The 17,437-nt window shown below is 69.6% G+C and carries 19 protein-coding genes; 12 read left to right on the top strand and 7 right to left on the bottom strand.

Translation table 11 applies throughout. The annotated features are described in order from the left end of the window. Window positions 1-30 precede the first annotated feature (30 nt). On the bottom strand, window positions 31-615 hold the full coding sequence (locus ACQEVY_RS16775; RefSeq protein ID WP_432955252.1) for a PH domain-containing protein: 585 nt from the start codon (window positions 613-615) through the stop codon (window positions 31-33). A 91-nt stretch (window positions 616-706) separates the two neighbouring features. Continuing rightward, window positions 707-1,102, bottom strand: coding sequence for a hypothetical protein (locus tag ACQEVY_RS16780; RefSeq protein WP_432955671.1), 396 nt, complete (start codon window positions 1,100-1,102; stop codon window positions 707-709). Between the two features lie 132 nt (window positions 1,103-1,234). Between ACQEVY_RS16780 and deoC the strand changes: the two genes are divergently transcribed. The 4 genes from deoC (at window position 1,235) to ACQEVY_RS16800 (ending at window position 5,282) form a co-directional block, all read left to right on the top strand. After that, on the top strand, window positions 1,235-2,194 hold the full coding sequence (gene deoC, locus ACQEVY_RS16785) for a deoxyribose-phosphate aldolase (RefSeq protein WP_432955254.1): 960 nt from the start codon (window positions 1,235-1,237) through the stop codon (window positions 2,192-2,194). 5 nt (window positions 2,195-2,199) lie between these two features. Next, entirely contained in the window at window positions 2,200-3,657 is a 1,458-nt protein-coding gene (locus tag ACQEVY_RS16790; protein WP_432949232.1) for an aldehyde dehydrogenase family protein, read from the top strand. Continuing rightward, on the top strand, window positions 3,658-4,551 hold the full coding sequence (locus ACQEVY_RS16795; protein ID WP_432949234.1) for an aldehyde dehydrogenase family protein: 894 nt from the start codon (window positions 3,658-3,660) through the stop codon (window positions 4,549-4,551). Between the two features lie 86 nt (window positions 4,552-4,637). Next, entirely contained in the window at window positions 4,638-5,282 is a 645-nt protein-coding gene (locus tag ACQEVY_RS16800; protein ID WP_432949236.1) for a uridine kinase family protein, read from the top strand. Window positions 5,283-5,610: 328 nt separating this feature from the next. Here the strand turns inward: ACQEVY_RS16800 and ACQEVY_RS16805 are convergent, their stop codons facing one another. Beyond that, the gene (locus ACQEVY_RS16805; RefSeq protein WP_328769078.1) at window positions 5,611-6,357 is read right to left on the bottom strand and encodes a SigE family RNA polymerase sigma factor; all 747 of its coding nucleotides are present in this window, start codon (window positions 6,355-6,357) and stop codon (window positions 5,611-5,613) included. A 302-nt stretch (window positions 6,358-6,659) separates the two neighbouring features. On the opposite strand from ACQEVY_RS16805, the gene afsQ1 reads away from it, so the two are divergent. The 5 genes from afsQ1 to ACQEVY_RS16830 all read left to right on the top strand — a co-directional run bounded on the left by afsQ1 (window position 6,660) and on the right by ACQEVY_RS16830 (window position 10,564). Continuing rightward, entirely contained in the window at window positions 6,660-7,337 is a 678-nt protein-coding gene (afsQ1, locus tag ACQEVY_RS16810) for a two-component system response regulator AfsQ1 (protein WP_128380879.1), read from the top strand. Next, window positions 7,334-8,983 carry an ATP-binding protein gene (locus ACQEVY_RS16815; RefSeq protein ID WP_432949239.1) on the top strand — a complete coding sequence of 550 codons (1,650 nt, stop codon included), beginning with the start codon at window positions 7,334-7,336 and terminating at the stop codon, window positions 8,981-8,983. The genes afsQ1 and ACQEVY_RS16815 overlap by 4 nt, the downstream gene beginning before the upstream one ends. Next, window positions 8,980-9,627 (top strand): hypothetical protein, encoded by a 648-nt coding sequence (locus ACQEVY_RS16820; protein ID WP_432949241.1) that lies wholly within the window; start codon window positions 8,980-8,982, stop codon window positions 9,625-9,627. The genes ACQEVY_RS16815 and ACQEVY_RS16820 overlap by 4 nt, the downstream gene beginning before the upstream one ends. Window positions 9,628-9,718: 91 nt before the next feature. After that, window positions 9,719-10,270, top strand: coding sequence for a VanZ family protein (locus ACQEVY_RS16825; RefSeq protein WP_432949243.1), 552 nt, complete (start codon window positions 9,719-9,721; stop codon window positions 10,268-10,270). 90 nt (window positions 10,271-10,360) lie between these two features. Next, on the top strand, window positions 10,361-10,564 hold the full coding sequence (locus tag ACQEVY_RS16830) for a PspC domain-containing protein (protein WP_432949245.1): 204 nt from the start codon (window positions 10,361-10,363) through the stop codon (window positions 10,562-10,564). Between the two features lie 103 nt (window positions 10,565-10,667). On the opposite strand, the gene ACQEVY_RS16835 is transcribed toward ACQEVY_RS16830, so the two are convergent. Next, the gene (locus ACQEVY_RS16835; protein ID WP_432949247.1) at window positions 10,668-11,132 is read right to left on the bottom strand and encodes an ATP-binding protein; all 465 of its coding nucleotides are present in this window, start codon (window positions 11,130-11,132) and stop codon (window positions 10,668-10,670) included. Window positions 11,133-11,261: 129 nt separating this feature from the next. Further along, on the bottom strand, window positions 11,262-12,416 hold the full coding sequence (locus ACQEVY_RS16840) for an adenosine deaminase (RefSeq protein WP_432949249.1): 1,155 nt from the start codon (window positions 12,414-12,416) through the stop codon (window positions 11,262-11,264). A 113-nt stretch (window positions 12,417-12,529) separates the two neighbouring features. On the opposite strand from ACQEVY_RS16840, the gene ACQEVY_RS16845 reads away from it, so the two are divergent. Then, on the top strand, window positions 12,530-13,291 hold the full coding sequence (locus tag ACQEVY_RS16845) for an alpha/beta hydrolase (protein ID WP_432949251.1): 762 nt from the start codon (window positions 12,530-12,532) through the stop codon (window positions 13,289-13,291). 14 nt (window positions 13,292-13,305) lie between these two features. On the opposite strand, the gene ACQEVY_RS16850 is transcribed toward ACQEVY_RS16845, so the two are convergent. Further along, window positions 13,306-14,259 carry a LysR family transcriptional regulator gene (locus tag ACQEVY_RS16850; RefSeq protein ID WP_432949253.1) on the bottom strand — a complete coding sequence of 318 codons (954 nt, stop codon included), beginning with the start codon at window positions 14,257-14,259 and terminating at the stop codon, window positions 13,306-13,308. 62 nt (window positions 14,260-14,321) lie between these two features. Here ACQEVY_RS16850 and ACQEVY_RS16855 point away from each other — a divergent pair, with 62 nt between their 5' ends. Together ACQEVY_RS16855 and ACQEVY_RS16860 are read left to right on the top strand one after the other, a co-directional pair. Next, window positions 14,322-15,617, top strand: coding sequence for an MFS transporter (locus ACQEVY_RS16855; RefSeq protein WP_432949255.1), 1,296 nt, complete (start codon window positions 14,322-14,324; stop codon window positions 15,615-15,617). Window positions 15,618-16,104: 487 nt separating this feature from the next. Continuing rightward, the gene (locus tag ACQEVY_RS16860; protein WP_432949257.1) at window positions 16,105-17,121 is read left to right on the top strand and encodes a sigma-70 family RNA polymerase sigma factor; all 1,017 of its coding nucleotides are present in this window, start codon (window positions 16,105-16,107) and stop codon (window positions 17,119-17,121) included. Here the strand turns inward: ACQEVY_RS16860 and ACQEVY_RS16865 are convergent. Beyond that, window positions 17,005-17,391, bottom strand: a complete 387-nt coding sequence (locus tag ACQEVY_RS16865; RefSeq protein WP_432949259.1) for an STAS domain-containing protein — start codon at window positions 17,389-17,391, stop codon at window positions 17,005-17,007. The genes ACQEVY_RS16860 and ACQEVY_RS16865 overlap by 117 nt on opposite strands. Window positions 17,392-17,437 lie beyond the last annotated feature (46 nt).

Genomic DNA, 17,437 nt, shown 5'->3' on the forward strand with positions numbered 1-17,437 from the left:
CCTCAGGGGCCCCTGAGGCAGCCCGAGCCGTCAGCCCATCGCCAGGAGGATGGCCAGCAGTACCGCACCGGCCAGGGCCGGCGCCAGGACCTCGTAGGCCCATCGCACCGACGGCTCCCCCTGCGCCCGCTTGTCCGGCCCTCGCGCCACCACCAGTTCACGCAGCTCGTCCATGATCTGGTCGGTCTGGGCGCGCACGGGTCCGGTTGGCTCCGGTATCCGTGACGGACGGACGTCGGCGCCCTGCTTGTCCGCGCGGGCCTGCCGCCGCGCCGCCTTCTTGCGGGCGCGCAGCGAGACGGGTATCGCCCACAGCTGGTACTTGGTGCCGGTTTTGTCGAGCACCTCGTTCGAGTAGCCGGAGCGCAGGGCCTCGACGGTGCCCCAGGGCAGCACGATCACGCGGAAGGGGTTGCGGATGCGCAGCCGGTCGTCGTTCGCGAAGACGGCCGGGCGCAGAGTGAAGGCGACGACAAGTGGGACGAAGAGGATCAGCCCGGCGAGCGCCAGCCACGGCGTCCGGCCCTCGCCGACGATCAGCGCGTCGATACCGAGCCAGCCCGCGATGGCGAGCAGCAGCACACCGCCCGCGATGGCCGAGGGAGAGCGATAGATCCGGTCCCTGGACTCCGGGAGCGAGGGCCGCGGGGGCGGCGTCGACGACGTGGACGGCGAGGATGGTGTGGGTTCCGATGAGTCCGCCGACTCAGGAGCGGCCGGGGATTCCGGCGGCTCGGGCGCGCCTTGTGAGTCCGGAGAGCCAGGAGAAGCAGGAGAAGCAGGGGAACCTGAAGAGCCCGACGCATCCGAGGCTTCCGGAGCCTGAAGGGGCTCCGTCGGTCCCGAGGAATCCGGAGCATCCGAGGCATCCGGAGCCTGAGGAGAGTCCGTACGTCCCGAAGAGTCCGTACGTCCCGAAGAGTCCGTACGTCCCGAAGAGTCCGTACGTCCCGAAGAGTCCGTACGTCCCGAAGTGCCCGGAGCATCCGAAGATCCCGGGGCCTCCGGGGATGTGGAAGATCCCGAGGATTCCGGTGGTGGTGGCTGATGGTCCGGGGTCGTCATGGTCCCGATTCTGCCCGACGCCTCTGACAACGCTCATCCGCGGTCACCGAGCTCTCGAAGAGCGCTGCGCCAAGCTCTGGAAGACCCGCCGCGCCCATCTCTCGATGAACCCCGGAAAGCCCGGGGACTGTACAGCCGCTACGCGCGTAGATATGCTCCCCTCGTGACCATGCCCACCACAGCACCAGCCGCACACGCACTCGGCGACGTAACCGCGTCCGACAGCACGCTGCGCCGCTTCCTCCACGGGCTGCCCGGAGTCGACGCGGTCGGCTTGGAGGCGCGCGCCGCCTCGCTCGGTACCCGTTCCATCAAGACGACGGCGAAGGCGTACGCCATCGACCTCGCCATCTCGATGGTCGACCTGACGACCCTGGAAGGCGCGGACACCCCGGGCAAGGTCCGGGCGCTCGGCGCCAAAGCCGTCCACCCCGACCCCACGGACCGTACGACCCCCGCGACGGCGGCCGTCTGCGTCTATCCCGACATGGTGGCCACGGCCAAGGAGGCCGTCGCCGGTTCCGGCGTGAAGGTCGCCTCCGTCGCCACCGCCTTCCCGGCCGGGCGTGCCGCGCTCGACGTGAAGCTGGCCGACGTACGCGACGCCGTCTCGGCCGGGGCGGACGAGGTCGACATGGTCATCGACCGGGGTGCGTTCCTCGCGGGGAACTACATGAAGGTGTACGACGAGATCGTCGCCGTGAAGGAGGCCTGCGGGACGAGCGCCCGCCTCAAGGTCATCTTCGAGACCGGCGAGCTGTCGACGTACGACAACATCCGGCGCGCCAGCTGGCTCGGCATGCTGGCCGGGGCCGACTTCATCAAGACCTCCACGGGCAAGGTGGCGGTGAACGCGACGCCCGCGAACACCCTGCTCATGCTGGAGGCGGTGCGCGACTTCCGTGCGCAGACCGGGGTACAGGTCGGGGTGAAGCCCGCGGGCGGCATCCGCACCAGCAAGGACGCGATCAAGTTCCTGGTCCTGGTGAACGAGACGGCGGGCGAGGACTGGCTGGACAACCACTGGTTCCGCTTCGGCGCCTCCTCGCTCCTGAACGACCTGCTGATGCAGCGCCAGAAGCTGGCCACGGGCCGTTACTCCGGCCCCGACTACGTGACGGTGGATTGATCATCATGGCTTCCGTATTCGAGTACGCGCCGGCCCCCGAGTCCCGGTCCGTCGTCGACATCGCGCCCTCGTACGGCCTGTTCATCGACGGCGAGTTCGTCGACGCGGCGGACGGCAGGGTCTTCAAGTCGATCTCGCCCTCCACCGAAGAGGTCCTCTCCGAGGTCGCCCAGGCGGGCACCGAGGACGTCGAACGCGCAGTGAAGGCCGCCCGTAAGGCCTTCGAGAAGTGGTCGGCGCTGCCGGGCTCCGAGCGTGCCAAGTACCTCTTCCGTATCGCCCGCATCATCCAGGAGCGCAGCCGCGAACTGGCCGTCCTGGAGACGCTGGACAACGGAAAGCCCATCAAGGAGACGCGCGACGCCGATCTGCCTCTTGTAGCAGCGCATTTCTTCTATTACGCGGGCTGGGCGGACAAGCTGGAGCACGCCGGCTTCGGTGCGAATCCGCGGCCCCTGGGCGTCGCGGGCCAGGTCATCCCCTGGAACTTCCCCCTCCTGATGCTGGCCTGGAAGATCGCCCCGGCCCTCGCGACCGGCAACACGGTCGTCCTGAAGCCCGCCGAGACGACTCCCCTGTCGGCATTGTTCTTCGCGGACATCTGCCGCCAGGCGGGCCTCCCCAAGGGCGTCGTCAACATCCTTCCGGGATACGGCGACACAGGCGCGGCCCTGGTCGCGCACGAGGACGTGAACAAGGTCGCGTTCACGGGTTCGACGGCGGTCGGCAAGGAGATCGCGCGGACCGTCGCGGGCACCCGTAAGAAGCTCACTCTCGAACTCGGCGGCAAGGGCGCCAACATCGTCTTCGACGACGCCCCCATCGACCAGGCCGTCGAGGGCATCGTGACCGGCATCTTCTTCAACCAGGGCCAGGTCTGCTGCGCGGGCTCCCGCCTCCTCGTCCAGGAGTCGATCCACGACGAGCTCCTTGACTCCCTGAAGCGCCGCCTGTCGACCCTGCGTCTCGGCGACCCGCTCGACAAGAACACCGACATCGGCGCGATCAACTCCGCCGAGCAGCTGGCCCGTATCACCGCGCTCACCGAGCAGGGCGAGGCGGAGGGCGCCGAGCGCTGGTCCCCGGCCTGCGAACTGCCGTCCTCCGGCTACTGGTTCGCCCCGACGCTCTTCACGAACGTCACCCAGGCGCACACCATCGCCCGCGACGAGATCTTCGGCCCGGTCCTGTCCGTCCTGACCTTCCGCACGCCGGACGAGGCGGTCGCCAAGGCCAACAACAGCCAGTACGGCCTGTCGGCGGGCATCTGGACGGAGAAGGGCTCCCGGATCCTGGCCGTTGCGAACAAGCTCCGCGCGGGCGTCGTCTGGTCCAACACGTTCAACAAGTTCGACCCGACCTCGCCGTTCGGCGGCTACAAGGAGTCGGGCTTCGGCCGCGAGGGCGGTCGTCACGGCCTGGAGGCGTACCTCGCCCCGTCGAGCCCGGAGGGCGAGCGATAAATGAGCACAGTTGATGCAAGGCTCAGTGTCTTCAAGACCTACAAGCTGTACGTGGGCGGGAAGTTCCCGCGTTCCGAGAGCGGCCGGGTGTACGAGGTGACCGACTCCAAGGGCAAGTGGCTGGCCAACGCCCCCCTTGCGTCCCGTAAGGACGCCCGTGACGCCGTTGTGGCGGCCCGCAAGGCGTTCGGCCCCTGGTCCGGCGCCACGGCGTACAACCGCGGCCAGATCCTCTACCGCATCGCCGAGATGCTGGAGGGCCGCAAGGAGCAGTTCGTACGGGAGGTCGCGGAATCCGAGGGCCTGTCCAAGGCGAAAGCGGCCGCCCAGGTGGACGCCGCGATCGACCGCTGGGTCTGGTACGCGGGCTGGACCGACAAGATCGCCCAGGTGGTGGGCGGCGGCAACCCGGTGGCGGGCCCGTTCTTCAACCTCTCCTCGCCCGAGCCGACGGGCGTCGTCGCCGTCCTCGCCCCCCAGGAGTCGTCCTTCCTGGGCCTGGTCTCGGTGGTCGCCCCGGTGATCGCGACGGGCAACACGGCGATCGTGGTGGCGTCCGAGAAGTCTCCGCTCCCGGCCCTCTCCCTCGGCGAGGTCCTGGCCACCTCCGACCTCCCCGGCGGCGTCGTCAACGTCCTCTCCGGCCGTACGGCGGAAATCGCGACGCCCCTAGCGGCCCACCAGGACGTCAACGCGATCGACCTGGCCGGCGCCGACGACGTACTCGCGAAGGAACTGGAGATCGCGGCAGCGGACAACCTCAAGCGAGTCCTGCGTCCACAGCCTGTGGATTACACGGAAACGCCCGGCACCGAGCGCATGACGGCCTTCCTCGAGACAAAGACGGTCTGGCACCCGACGGGTTCGCTGGGCGCGTCCGGTTCGTCCTACTGACGTCGGTCGAGGTGTGACGCAGTTCCCTGCCGACCGGACCCCGCGGGGGTCGGCAGGGAGCTCTCGATGGCGCACACTGGTGCCTCGTGAGTTCTCATCCCCCGATACCCACCCGGGTCGTGCTGCTGTGCGGCCCCTCCGGTTCCGGCAAATCCCTTCTCGCGGCCCGCTCCGGGCTTCCGGTGCTGCGGCTCGACGACTTCTACAAGGAGGGCGATGATCCGACGTTGCCGCAGGTGGCGGGGAGTTCGGACATCGACTGGGACCATCCGCTGTCCTGGGACGCGGACACGGCCGTCGCGGCGATCGCCGAGCTGTGCCGCAGGGGGCGTACGAAGGTTCCCGTGTACGACATCTCCCTCAGCGCCCGTACCGGCGAGGAGACCGTCGACATAGGGCGGACCCCGCTGTTCATCGCGGAGGGCATCTTCGCCGCCGAGATCGTCGGGCGCTGCCAGGAACTCGGTGTGCTGGCTGACGCGCTGTGCCTGAGCCGCGGTCCGGTGCGGACATTCCGCCGCCGCTTTCTGCGGGACCTCAAGGAGGGCCGCAAGTCCGTACCGTTCCTGCTCCGCCGCGGCTGGCGCCTGATGCGCGCCGAACGCTCCATCGTGTCCCGCCAGACGTCCCTGGGCGCCCACGCCTGCGACAAGGACGAGGCCTTGGGTCGGCTCGCGGCAGCCGCTGCGGGAAGGTGCATAAAAGCGAAGAACATCGCAACCATCAATTGAGGAACCCCGACGGCGAGCAACCAGGTCCGCGAGAGCGGCGCCGGTTTAGGCGCAAAGGGGAGCGCAACCACCTCCGCGAGAGCGGCGCCGGTTTAGGCGCAAAAAGGGAAAAGCGGGACTGGATGGACCCCCCGGCCCTCCAGTCCCGCTCCCTTTTCCCCGTTGTCCCCCGTTTTCCCCGTGATCCCCCGAGGTCCCCCATTGACCCCGTTGATCCCCCCGGTAGTGCTCCCCCGTTATGACCCTGTCCGCCACTCCCCCCAGAGTGACGAACAGCCCCCGTGCTTCCCCCGTACTTTCTTTCCCCCGTTGCCCTCGGGCGGGCCTGTCAGGCGACAAGCTCCCCGAAGGACTCCTCCTCGTCACGGCCGAAGCTGAGGACCTCGTCCTCGCGCAGCCGGCGGAGCGACCGCCAGATGCTGGACTTCACCGTGCCGACACTGATGTCGAGGATCTCCGCGATCTCCGGGTCCGTGCGGCCCTCGTAGTAACGAAGGACCAGCATGGTGCGCTGGAGTTCGGGCAGCCGGGCGAGCGCCTGCCACAGGACGGCGCGCAGCTCCGTGCCGCGCATCGCGTCCGTGTCGCCGGCCGTCTCCGGCAGCTCCTCGGTCGGGTACTCGTTCAGCTTGCGGCGGCGCCACGCGCTGATGTGCAAGTTCGTCATGGTGCGGCGGAGGTAGCCCCCGACCGCGGCCTTGTCGCTGATCCGGTCCCACGCCTTGTACGTCGAGAAGAGGGCGCTCTGGAGCAGGTCCTCGGCCTCGAAGCGGTCACCGGTCAGGTGGTAGGCGGTTGCGTACAGGGAGGCGCGGCGCTCCTGGACGTAGGCGGTGAACTCCGCCTCCGACACCGAACGACGCTCCCCCGAGCCCTCCCCGTACGTGGATCCCCCGTTGCCCCCCACCGGATGTGCGTCAACCACCGTCATGTACGACCCGGTGTGCTGACGCCCGGTGCCGCGAGCGCACCCCCGCCCGCTCACGGCACCGGACTTCTCGGTGTTGCGTGTGACGTCGTGGAGACGCGTGACAACTGCGACCGCGCTAGTGCTGGTGCTGTGCAGCGTGTTCATCTCGCGCCCCCCGTCGTGGAGTTCCGGTTTCTCGGCACTGCTCTGTGGTGCTGGTCTGTTGTGCTGTTCTGCGGTGCTTCCTTGCCTGTGACGAGAAGCTTGCCTACGCGACTTCATGACGGTGTCAGCCGACTGTCACAGGCGTGCAACAGGGGTGAGGGCCAGGCGCAGCACAGGCTGATCACAGAGAAGCGTCGTACGGCTACTCATCCGGTATCTCGGACGCTCACTCCTATGGGCGAGATGTGTGGGAGCGCTCCAGGAGTCGATACAGCGCCGTGTCATGGGACAGAATGACGTCCGTGCCTTCCCTGTTGCTGATCGAGGACGACGACGCCATCCGTACGGCCCTGGAGCTGTCGCTGACGCGCCAGGGGCACCGTGTGGCCACCGCTGCCACCGGCGAGGACGGTCTGAAGCTGCTGCGCGAGCAGCGGCCCGACCTGATCGTGCTGGATGTGATGCTGCCCGGCATCGACGGGTTCGAGGTGTGCCGGCGCATCCGGCGCACGGACCAGTTGCCGATCATCCTGCTCACCGCCCGCAGTGATGACATCGATGTGGTGGTCGGGCTGGAGTCGGGGGCCGACGACTATGTCGTCAAGCCGGTGCAGGGGCGGGTGCTGGACGCCCGTATCCGGGCCGTGCTGCGGCGTGGCGAGCGGGAGGCCAACGACTCGGCGACGTTCGGCAGCCTGGTGATCGACCGCGCGGCGATGACGGTCACCAAGAACGGCGAGGATCTCCAACTGACGCCCACCGAGCTGCGGTTGCTCCTGGAGCTCAGCCGCCGGCCCGGACAGGCGCTGTCCCGCCAGCAGTTGCTGCGACTGGTGTGGGAGCACGACTACCTCGGTGACTCGCGGCTCGTCGACGCCTGTGTGCAGCGGCTGCGCGCCAAGGTGGAGGACGTGCCCTCCTCGCCGACGCTGATCCGTACCGTGCGCGGCGTGGGATACCGGCTGGACAGTCCTCAGTGACACAAGCGCAGGACAACCTCCGCGGCTGGGCCGCGGCGCGCAGGACGATACTGGCGGGCCTGCGGTTCACGAGCCTGCGACTGCGCCTGGTCGTCGTGTTCGCGCTCGTCGCGCTCACCGCGGCGGTGTCGGCGTCGGGCATCGCGTACTGGCTCAACCGCGAGGCCGTGCTGACCCGTACGCGGGAAGCGGTGCTGCGCGACTTCCAGCAGGAGATGCAGAACCGCGCGAGCGCGCTGGCACTGCATCCGACGCAGGAGGAGCTGGAGGGTGCGGCACGTCAGATGGCGAACAGCCCGCAGGGGTTCAGTGTGCTGCTGATCGCCGAGGACGAGGCGGGGTCGACCGTCGTCGGCAACTCCGATCTGGACGACTTCTCCCTGGACGACGTGCCGAAGTCCCTCCAGAAGGCGGTGAACAGGGAGCAGGAGCTCACCTCGGGCAACGAGCACCCGCACCACCTGTACTGGCAGCAGATCCGCGACGGCGGCCATCCGTATCTGGTGGGGGGCGCGAAGGTGATCGGCGGCGGGCCGACCGGCTACATGCTCAAGTCCCTGGAGCCGGAGGCCGAGGATCTCAACTCCCTTGCCTGGTCGCTGGGGATCGCCACCGGGCTCGCGCTGATCGGTTCGGCGCTGCTCGCTCAGGCCGCCGCGACGACCGTGCTCAAGCCGGTGCACCGGCTCGGCACGGCGGCCCGACGGCTCGGCGAGGGCAAGCTGGACACCCGGCTGCGGGTGTCGGGCACGGACGAACTCGCGGATCTGTCACGGACGTTCAACCGTGCCGCGGAGGCGCTGGAGAAACGGGTCGCGGACATGAGCTCGCGCGAGGAGGCATCCCGCCGCTTCGTGGCGGACATGTCGCACGAGTTGCGTACGCCGCTGACCGCGATCACGGCCGTGACCGAGGTCCTGGAGGAGGAGCTCGACGCGGAGACCGGCAGCGTCGACCCGATGATCGAGCCCGCCGTACGCCTCGTCGTCAGCGAGACGCGGCGGCTGAACGACCTCGTGGAGAACCTCATGGAGGTCACCCGCTTCGACGCGGGCACGGCCCGGCTCGTCCTCGACGATGTCGACATAGCCGACCAGATCACCGCGTGCATCGACGCGCGGGCCTGGCTGGACGCGGTGGAGCTGGACGCCGAACGCGGCATCACCGCACGTCTCGACCCGCGCCGCCTGGACGTGATCCTGGCGAACCTGATCGGCAACGCCCTCAAGCACGGCGGCTCCCCGGTGCGCGTGTCCGTGCGCGAGGAGGGGGACGACGTGCTCATCGAAGTGCAGGACCACGGGCCTGGCATCCCCGAGGAGGTCCTCCCGCACGTCTTCGACCGCTTCTACAAGGCGAGCGCCTCCCGCCCGCGCTCCGAGGGCAGCGGCCTGGGCTTGTCCATCGCCCTGGAGAATGCGCACATCCACGGCGGCGAGCTCACCGCCGCCAACTCCCCCGATTCGGGCGCCGTGTTCACTCTGAGACTGCCGCAGGACGCCACGGTCCTGATGGAAGAGGAAGAAGACCGGCGGGAGCGGGGAAGCCGGGGGAACCGGAAGAAGAACGGCAAGTCCGGTGAGGGCGACGGCTGCCAGGGGTCCAACGGAAAGGGCTCCAACGGTTCCAAGGGGGAGGCGCGATGAGCGTACGCGGCTCAAAGGGCGTACGTGGCTCAGGGGGCGTACGCCGGTTGCGTGCCGTTCTGCTCGCGGTGCCGTTGCTCGCCGTGGCGCTGGGCGGGTGCGGGATCCGGCCGACGGAGGTGCCGACGGAGTTCGGGCCTGCGCCGTCCCGGTTGTCCTGTACGGCGAGTGGACCGGATCTCGGTACGCAGTCCCCGGGCGGGATCCTCGTCCAGGTCTTCCTGCTGTGCTCCTCGCAGTTGGTGCGGGTCGACCGGATCGTGCGTGTCACCGACGGCACCACGGAGATGGACCGGGTGCAGTCCGCGCAGGCCCTCCTCGACCAGCTCGCCGCGGAGCCGACGGACACCGAGCGGCAGGCGGGCTATATGACGGACGTCCGGGAGGGCATGACGGTCGCGGAGCCGCGTCCCGGGGACCCGAAGGGCGCGCTCCGGCTGAGCACCGAGCCCGCTGCGCTCACGTCGTATGCGCTGGCCCAGCTCATCTGCACGTTCAGCGCCTCGGCCGCGGCCTCCGACGGCGGCGCGGTCCTCCTCGGCGGCCCCGGCACGGACCCCGTACGCCGCTACGAGTGCACACCGGAGGTCCTCTCCAGGCCGGGCACCGAGTCCCCGCCGTCGACGGAGGTCGGCCGGCCCTGAGGCCTGGGCCTGTGGCCAACGCCTCAGCCGTATTGGGTAAGCCCTTGCGACACACGGAACCGATCCTGCCGGAGGCCGCGTCTTGGGGGGCGTGCAGCGTCAAGGCTCAAACGGCGGCAGCGTCGGGTTTCGCATCCGTGCGGCGGGAGGTGTTCTTCTCGTCGCACATCTCGCGCTTGTCGCCTGGCTCACGCTGCGTCCGCTGGACGTGCCGTGGGTGAGTGCCGCGAACCTCCGTCCGTTCGCGAGCATCAGAGCCGATCTGGCCCTGGGTCCTGAGGCGGCGGCCCGCAATATCGGCAAGGGCCTGCTGCTGCTCGCCCCGCTCGGCGTACTGCTGCCCATGACCCGCGGCAGCCTGGCCGTCTCCCCGCTGCTGTCCCTGCTCCGTACGGTCGCCGCGGGCGCCCTGCTCTCCATGGCCATCGAACTGCTGCAGACCGGGGTTCCCGGCCAGGTCGTGGACGTCGACTCGCTGCTGCTCAACACCGTGGGAGTGGCCCTGGCCCATGTGGCGGTCGTCCCCGCAGCGCGCGCCGTGCTACGCCGCCGGACCGAGACACGGCACAAGACCGCCCTCCACAGGGAGGAAGCGGCTCAGGGTCGGACCCCGACGATTCCCAGGGTCGGGATAGCTCCGTAGAGCGACGCTTTGCCCGCTTCGTGTTCGTAGTGTGGAAGGCAGATGAGGCAGCCACAGGGGAGGCCTCGGACGCTCACGAAGGAGCCGGAAATGAACCGCCTTGCCCGCCCCACGAACGGCCGGATGATCGGCGGAGTGTGCGCTGCGCTGGCAAAGCGCTTCGGCACCTCCGCGACCACGATGCGCGTGATCTTCCTGGTGTCCTGTCTGCTGCCGGGTCCGCAGTTCCTGCTGTACATAGCGCTGTGGATCCTGTTCCCCTCGGAGGGCAAGACGGCTCGTACGGCCTGGTGATCCACGCACCCCATACGCACGTACGCCGATGGGGCGCCCCCCGGATTCGAGGAGGCGCCCCATCGGTGTGTGCACGTGCGGGCTCAGGCCACGGGAAGTCCGCTCACACGGGGAGGCCGCTGACCGGCAGACCCTGCGTGGGCAGACCCTGCGTGGGCAGGGCCTCCGTGGGCAGGCCGTGCGCGGGCAGCGCCTCCGTGGGCAGGCCCTGGGTCGGCACGCCGCCGAGCAGCGGGCCCGTGGCGGGAGCGCCGCCGACCAGGTCCTTGACGGGCGCGGTGGGGTCGGCGGCCAGCGTGGCCGGGTCCACCGCGGTCAGGGCACCCTCGGCGGCCGGCTGGGCGGTGCCCAGACCGCCCGCGACCGTCTCCTGGCCCGCGGCAAGCGACTCTCCGCTGCCGGCGGGCAGCGTGTGGGCGGCTTCGCCCGGCACCACCGAGGTGACGGTGTCCACGGCCTTGGCGGGGTCGGGCACGGCCGGGGCCGCATTGGCGGCACCCGCGCCGACGGCGGCGAAGGCGGCGCCGAGAGCGGCGACACCGAGGGTCTTGACAGCAGACTGCTTCATTTTCGTCTTCGTCCTTGCGCTGTGACGGATCTCGAGCGGTTCGAAACCGTAATCACGTGGCAGAGGGCCCCGCAAACATCGAAAAGCGGCCGGGACGGCATGCGCCCGACCGCTTCCCCTACGACCCGATCAGCTCTCCTCGACCACAGAACCGCTGGTCGAAGCGGTCTGCCGGAACAGCCACTGGGACTTCAGCTCCGCATAACCGGGCTTGATCACGTCATTGATCATCGCCAGCCGTTCATCGAAAGGAATGAATGCTGATTTCATCGCATTGACTGTGAACCACTGCATGTCGTCGAGCGAATAACCGAATGCGTCGACAAGGTGCTCGAATTCCCGGCTCATGCTGGTGCCCGACATCAGCCTGTTGTCCGTATTCACGGTCGCCCGGAAGTGCAGCCGTCGCAGCAGCCCGATGGGGTGTTCGGCGTACGAGTCGGCGGCGCCCGTCTGCAGGTTGGAGCTGGGGCACAGCTCCAGCGGGATGCGCTTGTCGCGTACGTACGAGGCGAGGCGGCCGAGCTTCACGGAGCCGTCGTCGGCGACATGGATGTCGTCGATGATGCGTACGCCGTGGCCCAGCCGGTCGGCGCCGCACCACTGGAGGGCCTGCCAGATGGAGGGCAGCCCGAAGGCTTCGCCGGCGTGGATCGTGAAGTGGTTGTTCTCCCGCTTCAGATACTCGAAGGCGTCCAGGTGACGGGTGGGCGGGTAGCCGGCCTCGGCGCCCGCGATGTCGAAGCCGACGACGCCCACGTCGCGGTAGCGGTTGGCGAGTTCGGCGATCTCCAGGGCGCGGGCCGCGTGCCGCATGGCGGTCAGCAGGGCACCGACGCGGATCCGGTGGCCGCTCTCGCGGGCCCGCCGCTCGCCTTCCCGGAAGCCCTCGTTGACGGCTTCGACGACCTCTTCGAGGCTGAGCCCCTTCTCCAGGTGCTGCTCGGGCGCGTACCGCACCTCGGCGTAGACGACGCCGTCCTCGGCGAGATCCTCGGCGCACTCGGCGGCGACCCTGACGAGGGCGTCGCGCGTCTGCATGACGGCGCAGGTGTGCGCGAAGGTCTCCAGATACCGCTCCAGGGAACCGGAGTCGGCGGCCTCGCGGAACCAGACGCCGAGCTTTTCGGGGTCGGTCTCGGGGAGGTTCTGGTAGCCGCTCTCGCGGGCGAGATCGGCGACGGTCCCGGGGCGCAGGCCCCCGTCGAGGTGGTCGTGCAGCAGGACCTTGGGGGCCCGGCGGATCTGGTCCGCACCGGGAGTGTGCTGGTGCTGGGTCGTCATTTCCGAATTCTAACGCCTACGCGCGTAGATCCCCTCTTCGGGAGATCCGTCGATACGTAACGGTGACCCCGCGGACGAATGACGTACACCCTTGCTTCTGACAATGTTCTGTCATGGCACAGCAAGCGACGCCGGTTCGCAGGGCCCGGCTGGGGCGGGCACTCGGCCCGGAACCGACGGCGGTGAGCGGCGTGGTGCTGCTGCTGCCGGGCGGCGAGGAGACCTCCGCCCGCAGGCCGTCACCGATGCTGTCGACCGCCTCCGTACGCTCGCTGGGGCGCCGCCTCACGCGCGCGGGGCGCACGGACGGCCTAGTGGCGCACGTCGTGCATTACAGATTCCGCGGCTGGAACGGCAGCGAGGCGCATCTCGCGCACGATGCCGCGTGGGCCGCCGACGAGGTCGTACGCCGCTACGGGGACGTACCCGTGTGTCTCACCGGGCTCGACATGGGCGGGCGGGCCGCCCTGCACGCGGCCGGGCACAGCGCCGTCAACTCCGTACTGTCGCTGTCACCTTGGCTGCCTGAGGACGATGTGGCGGCGCCCGAGGAACCCGTGAAGCAGCTCGGGGGGCGGCGAGTGCTGATCGTGCACGGGACGATGGACGCGCGCAGTGATCCGGAGTTGTCGTTTCGGCTCGCTGCGCGGGCGAAGAAGGCGAACCGGGACATCTGCCGGTTCGAGGTGCACTCCGATGGGCACGGGCTGTCCCAGCATCGGGAGGAAGTCCTCGCGCTGGCTGAGGACTTCGTGATGGGGGCGTTGTTCGGGCGGGGGTTCTCGCGGCCTGTTGAGGATGCGTTTGCGGCTCCGCCTCCGTTGGGGTTGCGGATGCCGTTGGCTGCTGGGTTCGGGAAGTCTTTGCGCCGGTGAGACCAGTCGCCGTATCAGTCCGGGAGCAGGTTGCCCCTTCTCGACAGTAGGAACTTCTTGAAGGCTGCCACCGGTGGGGTGTCCGGGTGGCCCTCCAGCCAGGCGACTCCGATCTCGCGGGCCGCTCGTGGGGCGGTGACCGTGAGTTCGACAACTCCTGGGCGGGGTACGGCCGGTGGGGGCAGGAGAGCTACTCCCAGCCCCGCCGCCACCAGGCCACGTAGCGTTTCGGCTTCCTCGCCCTCGAAGGCGATACGGGGGCGGAAGCCGGCCTCCTTGCAGAGGTCGTCGGTGATGCGGCGGAGGCCGTAGCCGGGTTCCAGGGTGACGAAGGTTTCGTCGGCGGCCTCGGCCAGGCGGACGCGTTTGCGGGCGGCGAGGCGGTGGTCGGCGGGGATCACGAGGCGCAGCTTCTGCTCGTCGAGGCGGCGGGCCGCGAGGTCGGGGGCGTCCGGCACCGGGGACGTGAGGCAAAGGTCCAGTTCGCCCGAGCGCAGCCGCTCGATCATGGCCTCGCCGTAGTTCTGTACGAGGCTGAAGCGGACGCGTGGATGGTCGGCCCGGAAGGCGCGGATGAGCCCGGGCACGGTTTCGGAGCCCATGGTGTGCAGAAAGCCGAAGGCGACCTTGCCGGAGGTGGCGTCGGCATCGGCCCGTACCGCGTCGGCCGCCCGCTCGATCTCGGCGAGCGCCCGCTCCACGGAGGTGAGGAACGTACGCCCGGCGGAGGTGAGCGAGACCGTACGGCCCCGGCGGGCGAACAGGTCGACGCCCAGGTCCTGTTCGAGGCGGACCATGGCACGGGACAGGGTGGACTGCGGGACCTGCATCTCCTGCGCGGCGCGGGTGACGTGCTCGGTGCGGGCGACTCCCGCGAAGTACGCCAGGCGTGGGGCGAGCAGCGCGACGATGTCTTCTGTGTCACTGGATGGTGACAGGTGAGGCTCTGACCTCTGCTGATGCTTCATGGGAACGATTATGACGATTCCATGCATTGGACGGATGAGAAGGCGTTCCTTAGGTTCGAGGCATGCCTTACGTCAGTACCCAGGCGTCCACCACCATGGGCGCCGCCTCGACTGTTTCCGTACCTTCCGCCGCCTCCGCCACCGACTCCCGTATGGCTCCGGGCGGGCCCGGCTACCGCCGGATGAGCTTCGCCCTGTTCCTCGCGGGTGTCGCGACCTTCGCGCTGCTCTACTCCACGCAGGCTCTTCTTCCCTTGATCTCCGGCGACTTCGGGGTGACGGTGAGCGCGGCGAGCTGGACGGTGTCGGCTGCGACCGGGGCGCTGGCGCTGTTCGTTCTGCCGATGAGCGCGCTGTCGGAGCGGTTCGGGCGGCGTACGATCATGACGGCGTCGCTGGGGATCGCGGTGACCGTGGGGCTGCTGGTTCCCTTCGCGCCGTCGGTGGGCTCGCTGATCGCGTTGCGGGCGGTGCAGGGTGCGGCGCTGGCCGGGCTGCCGGCTTCGGCGACGGCGTATCTGGCGGAGGAAGTGCGGCCGAAGGCGCTGATCACCGCGATCGGTCTGTTCGTCGCGGGCAACAGTGTCGGCGGGATGAGCGGGCGGGTCATCACCGGGTGGGTCGCGCAGGAGTGGGGCTGGCGGGTCGCCGTCGGCGCGATCGGGCTTGTCGCGGTGGCGTGTGCGGTCGCGTTTCGGCTGTTGCTGCCGGCGCCGAAGCACTTCAGGGCGGGGTCGTTGCGGCCTCGGGTGCTGGTGCGGACGGTTCGCGGCCATCTCTCGAATCCGTTGCTGCGGCGGCTGTACGCGATCGGGGCGCTGTTCATGACGGTGTTCGGGGCCGTGTACACGGTGATCGGTTACCGGCTGACCGATGCCCCGTTCTCGCTGCCCCAGGGGATCGTCGGGTCGATCTTCCTGGTGTACCTGGTGGGTACGGTCTCGGCGTCGGCCGCGGGCAGGCTGGTGGGTCGGCTTGGGCGCCGGGGCGCCCTCTACCTGGCGGGTGGCACGACGACGCTGGGTCTGCTGGTGTCGCTGGCGGACTCGCTGGTGCTGGTGCTGCTCGGGCTGGTCCTGATCACGGCGGGCTTCTTCGCGGGGCACGCGGTCGCCTCGTCGTCCGTGAGCCACGCGGCGAAGGAGGGGCGCGCGCAGGCTTCTGCGCTGTACCAGTCCGCGTATTACGTGGGGGCCAGTGCGGGCAGCACGCTGGGGGCCGTTGCGTTCCACGCGGGGGGCTGGGGCGGGACGGTTGCGCTTGGGCTGCTGGCGGTGGTCGGGGTTGTGGGGATCACGGTGGTGGGGTCGCGGGCGGCTCGGGGGCGGGCGCGGCGGTTGGCGGTGCCGGCGCACTGAGGTCGGCGGTGCGGGCCGGGGCGGCGTCGGGGTTGGTTTCGCCCCCGCCGCCCCTACCCGTCCCATACCAAGGGGCTCCGCCCCTGGACCCCGCTGAGGGCTGCGCCCCCCCAGACCCCTCGGGGCTACGCCCCGGACCCCGGCCGGGGGCTGCGCCCCTGTACCCGCTCGGGGCTCCGCCCCGGACCCCGTTCGGGGGCCAGCCCCCGGACCCCCGCTCCTCAAACGCCGGAGGGGCTGATTTTTTCAGCCCGTCCGGCGTTTGAGGACGAGGCCGCCAGGCCGATAGCGGGGTCTGGGGCGGCAGCCCCAGCGGGGTCCAGGGGCAGCGCCCCTTGGTATGGGACGGGTAGGGGCGGCGGGGGCGAAACACCTCTGGCCTGGGCGTTCGCGTACTCCGGGGGCCATTGTCAGTGGGCTGCGATAGCTTCCGAAGTGCGGCGCGCAAAGGTGCGTGCGATGGAAACAGCCACAGGGGTGGGTTGGCATGAGCGACGGCACGGTGACGACGGCGGATCTCGACGTCCGGCTGGAGAAGCACCGGGTCGAGCTGACGGGGTACTGCTACCGGATGCTCGGCTCGTCCTTCGAGGCAGAGGACGCGGTGCAGGACACACTGGTGCGCGCCTGGCGCAGCTACGACAAGTTCGAGGGCCGCTCCTCGATGCGCTCGTGGCTGTACCGGATCGCGACGAACGTATGCCTGGACATGCTGACGGCGGGCAACAAGCGGGCCCGCCCCATGGACCTGACGGACTCGACGCCACTGGCGCAGGCGGCACTGACCCCGCGCCCGGACAACACCTGGCTGGAACCCATGCCGGACAACCGTGTACTGCCCACACCCAGCGACCCGGCCGAGGCGGCGGTGGCCAAGGAGTCGGTGCGGCTCGCCTTCATGGCCGCCCTGCAGCAACTGCCGCCCAAGCAGCGGGCCGTACTGATCCTGCGCGAGGTTCTGCAGTGGAAGGCGAGCGAGGTCGCCGAGCTGCTCGACACCACGGTCCCCTCGGTCAACAGCGCGCTCCAGCGGGCCCGGGCGACCCTCGCGGAGCGCGATGGCGCGGCGGCGGAGGGCGCCGTCTCCGACCCGCTGGACGAGGAGCAGCAGAAGCTTCTGGAGCGCTATGTGGCGGCGTTCGAGGGGTACGACATGACGGCGCTGACGGCGCTGCTGCATGAGGACGCGGTGATGACGATGCCGCCGTTCGACCTGTGGCTGAGCGGACCCGAGGACATCACGGGCTTCATGACGACGCTCGGCGCCCCTTGTGCGAACTCGCACCTGGTGCCGGTCGAGGTCAATGGCCTGCCTGGCTTCGCCCAGTACAAGCCCGATCCGGAGAACGGCGGCTATACGCCCTGGGCCGTGCAGGTGCTGGAGATATCAGGGGGCCGGATCGTGGGGTTCCACTGCTTCCTCGACACGAAGCGGTGGTTCCCGCTCTTCGGGCTGCCCCTCCACCTCGAGGCTGATCCCGACCAGGCCGAGCAGCCCGCTTAGCGCGGGGTCCGGATCGCGCAGCCGTATCCGGCCCCCCGCCCGGCGTGCGGCGAGCTGGAGTCTGGCCAGTACGTCGACGGTGGTCAGTCCGGGCGGAACGAGGCCCGCGACATCGCAGACCACGACTCCGGCACCGGTGGCCTCCAGTCTCGCGCGCACGTCCTCGCACAGCCGGGGCACGTCATCACGGGTGACGGAGCCGGGCAGCACGAGTACGGCGGGTGTCATGGAGTTCACGAACGGTAGACCGGGCGGCGGCACGGAACTCATCGCCGGGCCGGCGTGAGATCGCTTCGTCCAAGGTCACATTGACCTT

This window comes from Streptomyces sp. CA-288835, from assembly GCF_050936385.1.
In the GTDB taxonomy this organism is placed as follows: Bacteria; Actinomycetota; Actinomycetes; order Streptomycetales; family Streptomycetaceae; genus Streptomyces.

Excerpts from the sequence above, each read along its gene's own strand:
- ACQEVY_RS16780 (WP_432955671.1), bottom strand. The coding sequence starts at position 1,102 with ATGAGCGTTGTCAGAGGCGTCGGGCAGAATCGGGACCATGACGACCCC.
- deoC (WP_432955254.1), top strand. The coding sequence starts at position 1,235 with ATGCCCACCACAGCACCAGCCGCACACGCACTCGGCGACGTAACCGCG.
- ACQEVY_RS16790 (WP_432949232.1), top strand. The coding sequence starts at position 2,200 with ATGGCTTCCGTATTCGAGTACGCGCCGGCCCCCGAGTCCCGGTCCGTC.
- ACQEVY_RS16795 (WP_432949234.1), top strand. The coding sequence starts at position 3,658 with ATGAGCACAGTTGATGCAAGGCTCAGTGTCTTCAAGACCTACAAGCTG.
- ACQEVY_RS16805 (WP_328769078.1), bottom strand. The coding sequence starts at position 6,357 with ATGAACACGCTGCACAGCACCAGCACTAGCGCGGTCGCAGTTGTCACG.
- ACQEVY_RS16820 (WP_432949241.1), top strand. The coding sequence starts at position 8,980 with ATGAGCGTACGCGGCTCAAAGGGCGTACGTGGCTCAGGGGGCGTACGC.
- ACQEVY_RS16830 (WP_432949245.1), top strand. The coding sequence starts at position 10,361 with ATGAACCGCCTTGCCCGCCCCACGAACGGCCGGATGATCGGCGGAGTG.
- ACQEVY_RS16835 (WP_432949247.1), bottom strand. The coding sequence starts at position 11,132 with ATGAAGCAGTCTGCTGTCAAGACCCTCGGTGTCGCCGCTCTCGGCGCC.
- ACQEVY_RS16840 (WP_432949249.1), bottom strand. The coding sequence starts at position 12,416 with ATGACGACCCAGCACCAGCACACTCCCGGTGCGGACCAGATCCGCCGG.
- ACQEVY_RS16845 (WP_432949251.1), top strand. The coding sequence starts at position 12,530 with ATGGCACAGCAAGCGACGCCGGTTCGCAGGGCCCGGCTGGGGCGGGCA.
- ACQEVY_RS16850 (WP_432949253.1), bottom strand. The coding sequence starts at position 14,259 with ATGAAGCATCAGCAGAGGTCAGAGCCTCACCTGTCACCATCCAGTGAC.
- ACQEVY_RS16855 (WP_432949255.1), top strand. The coding sequence starts at position 14,322 with ATGCCTTACGTCAGTACCCAGGCGTCCACCACCATGGGCGCCGCCTCG.
- ACQEVY_RS16860 (WP_432949257.1), top strand. The coding sequence starts at position 16,105 with ATGAGCGACGGCACGGTGACGACGGCGGATCTCGACGTCCGGCTGGAG.
- ACQEVY_RS16865 (WP_432949259.1), bottom strand. The coding sequence starts at position 17,391 with ATGAGTTCCGTGCCGCCGCCCGGTCTACCGTTCGTGAACTCCATGACA.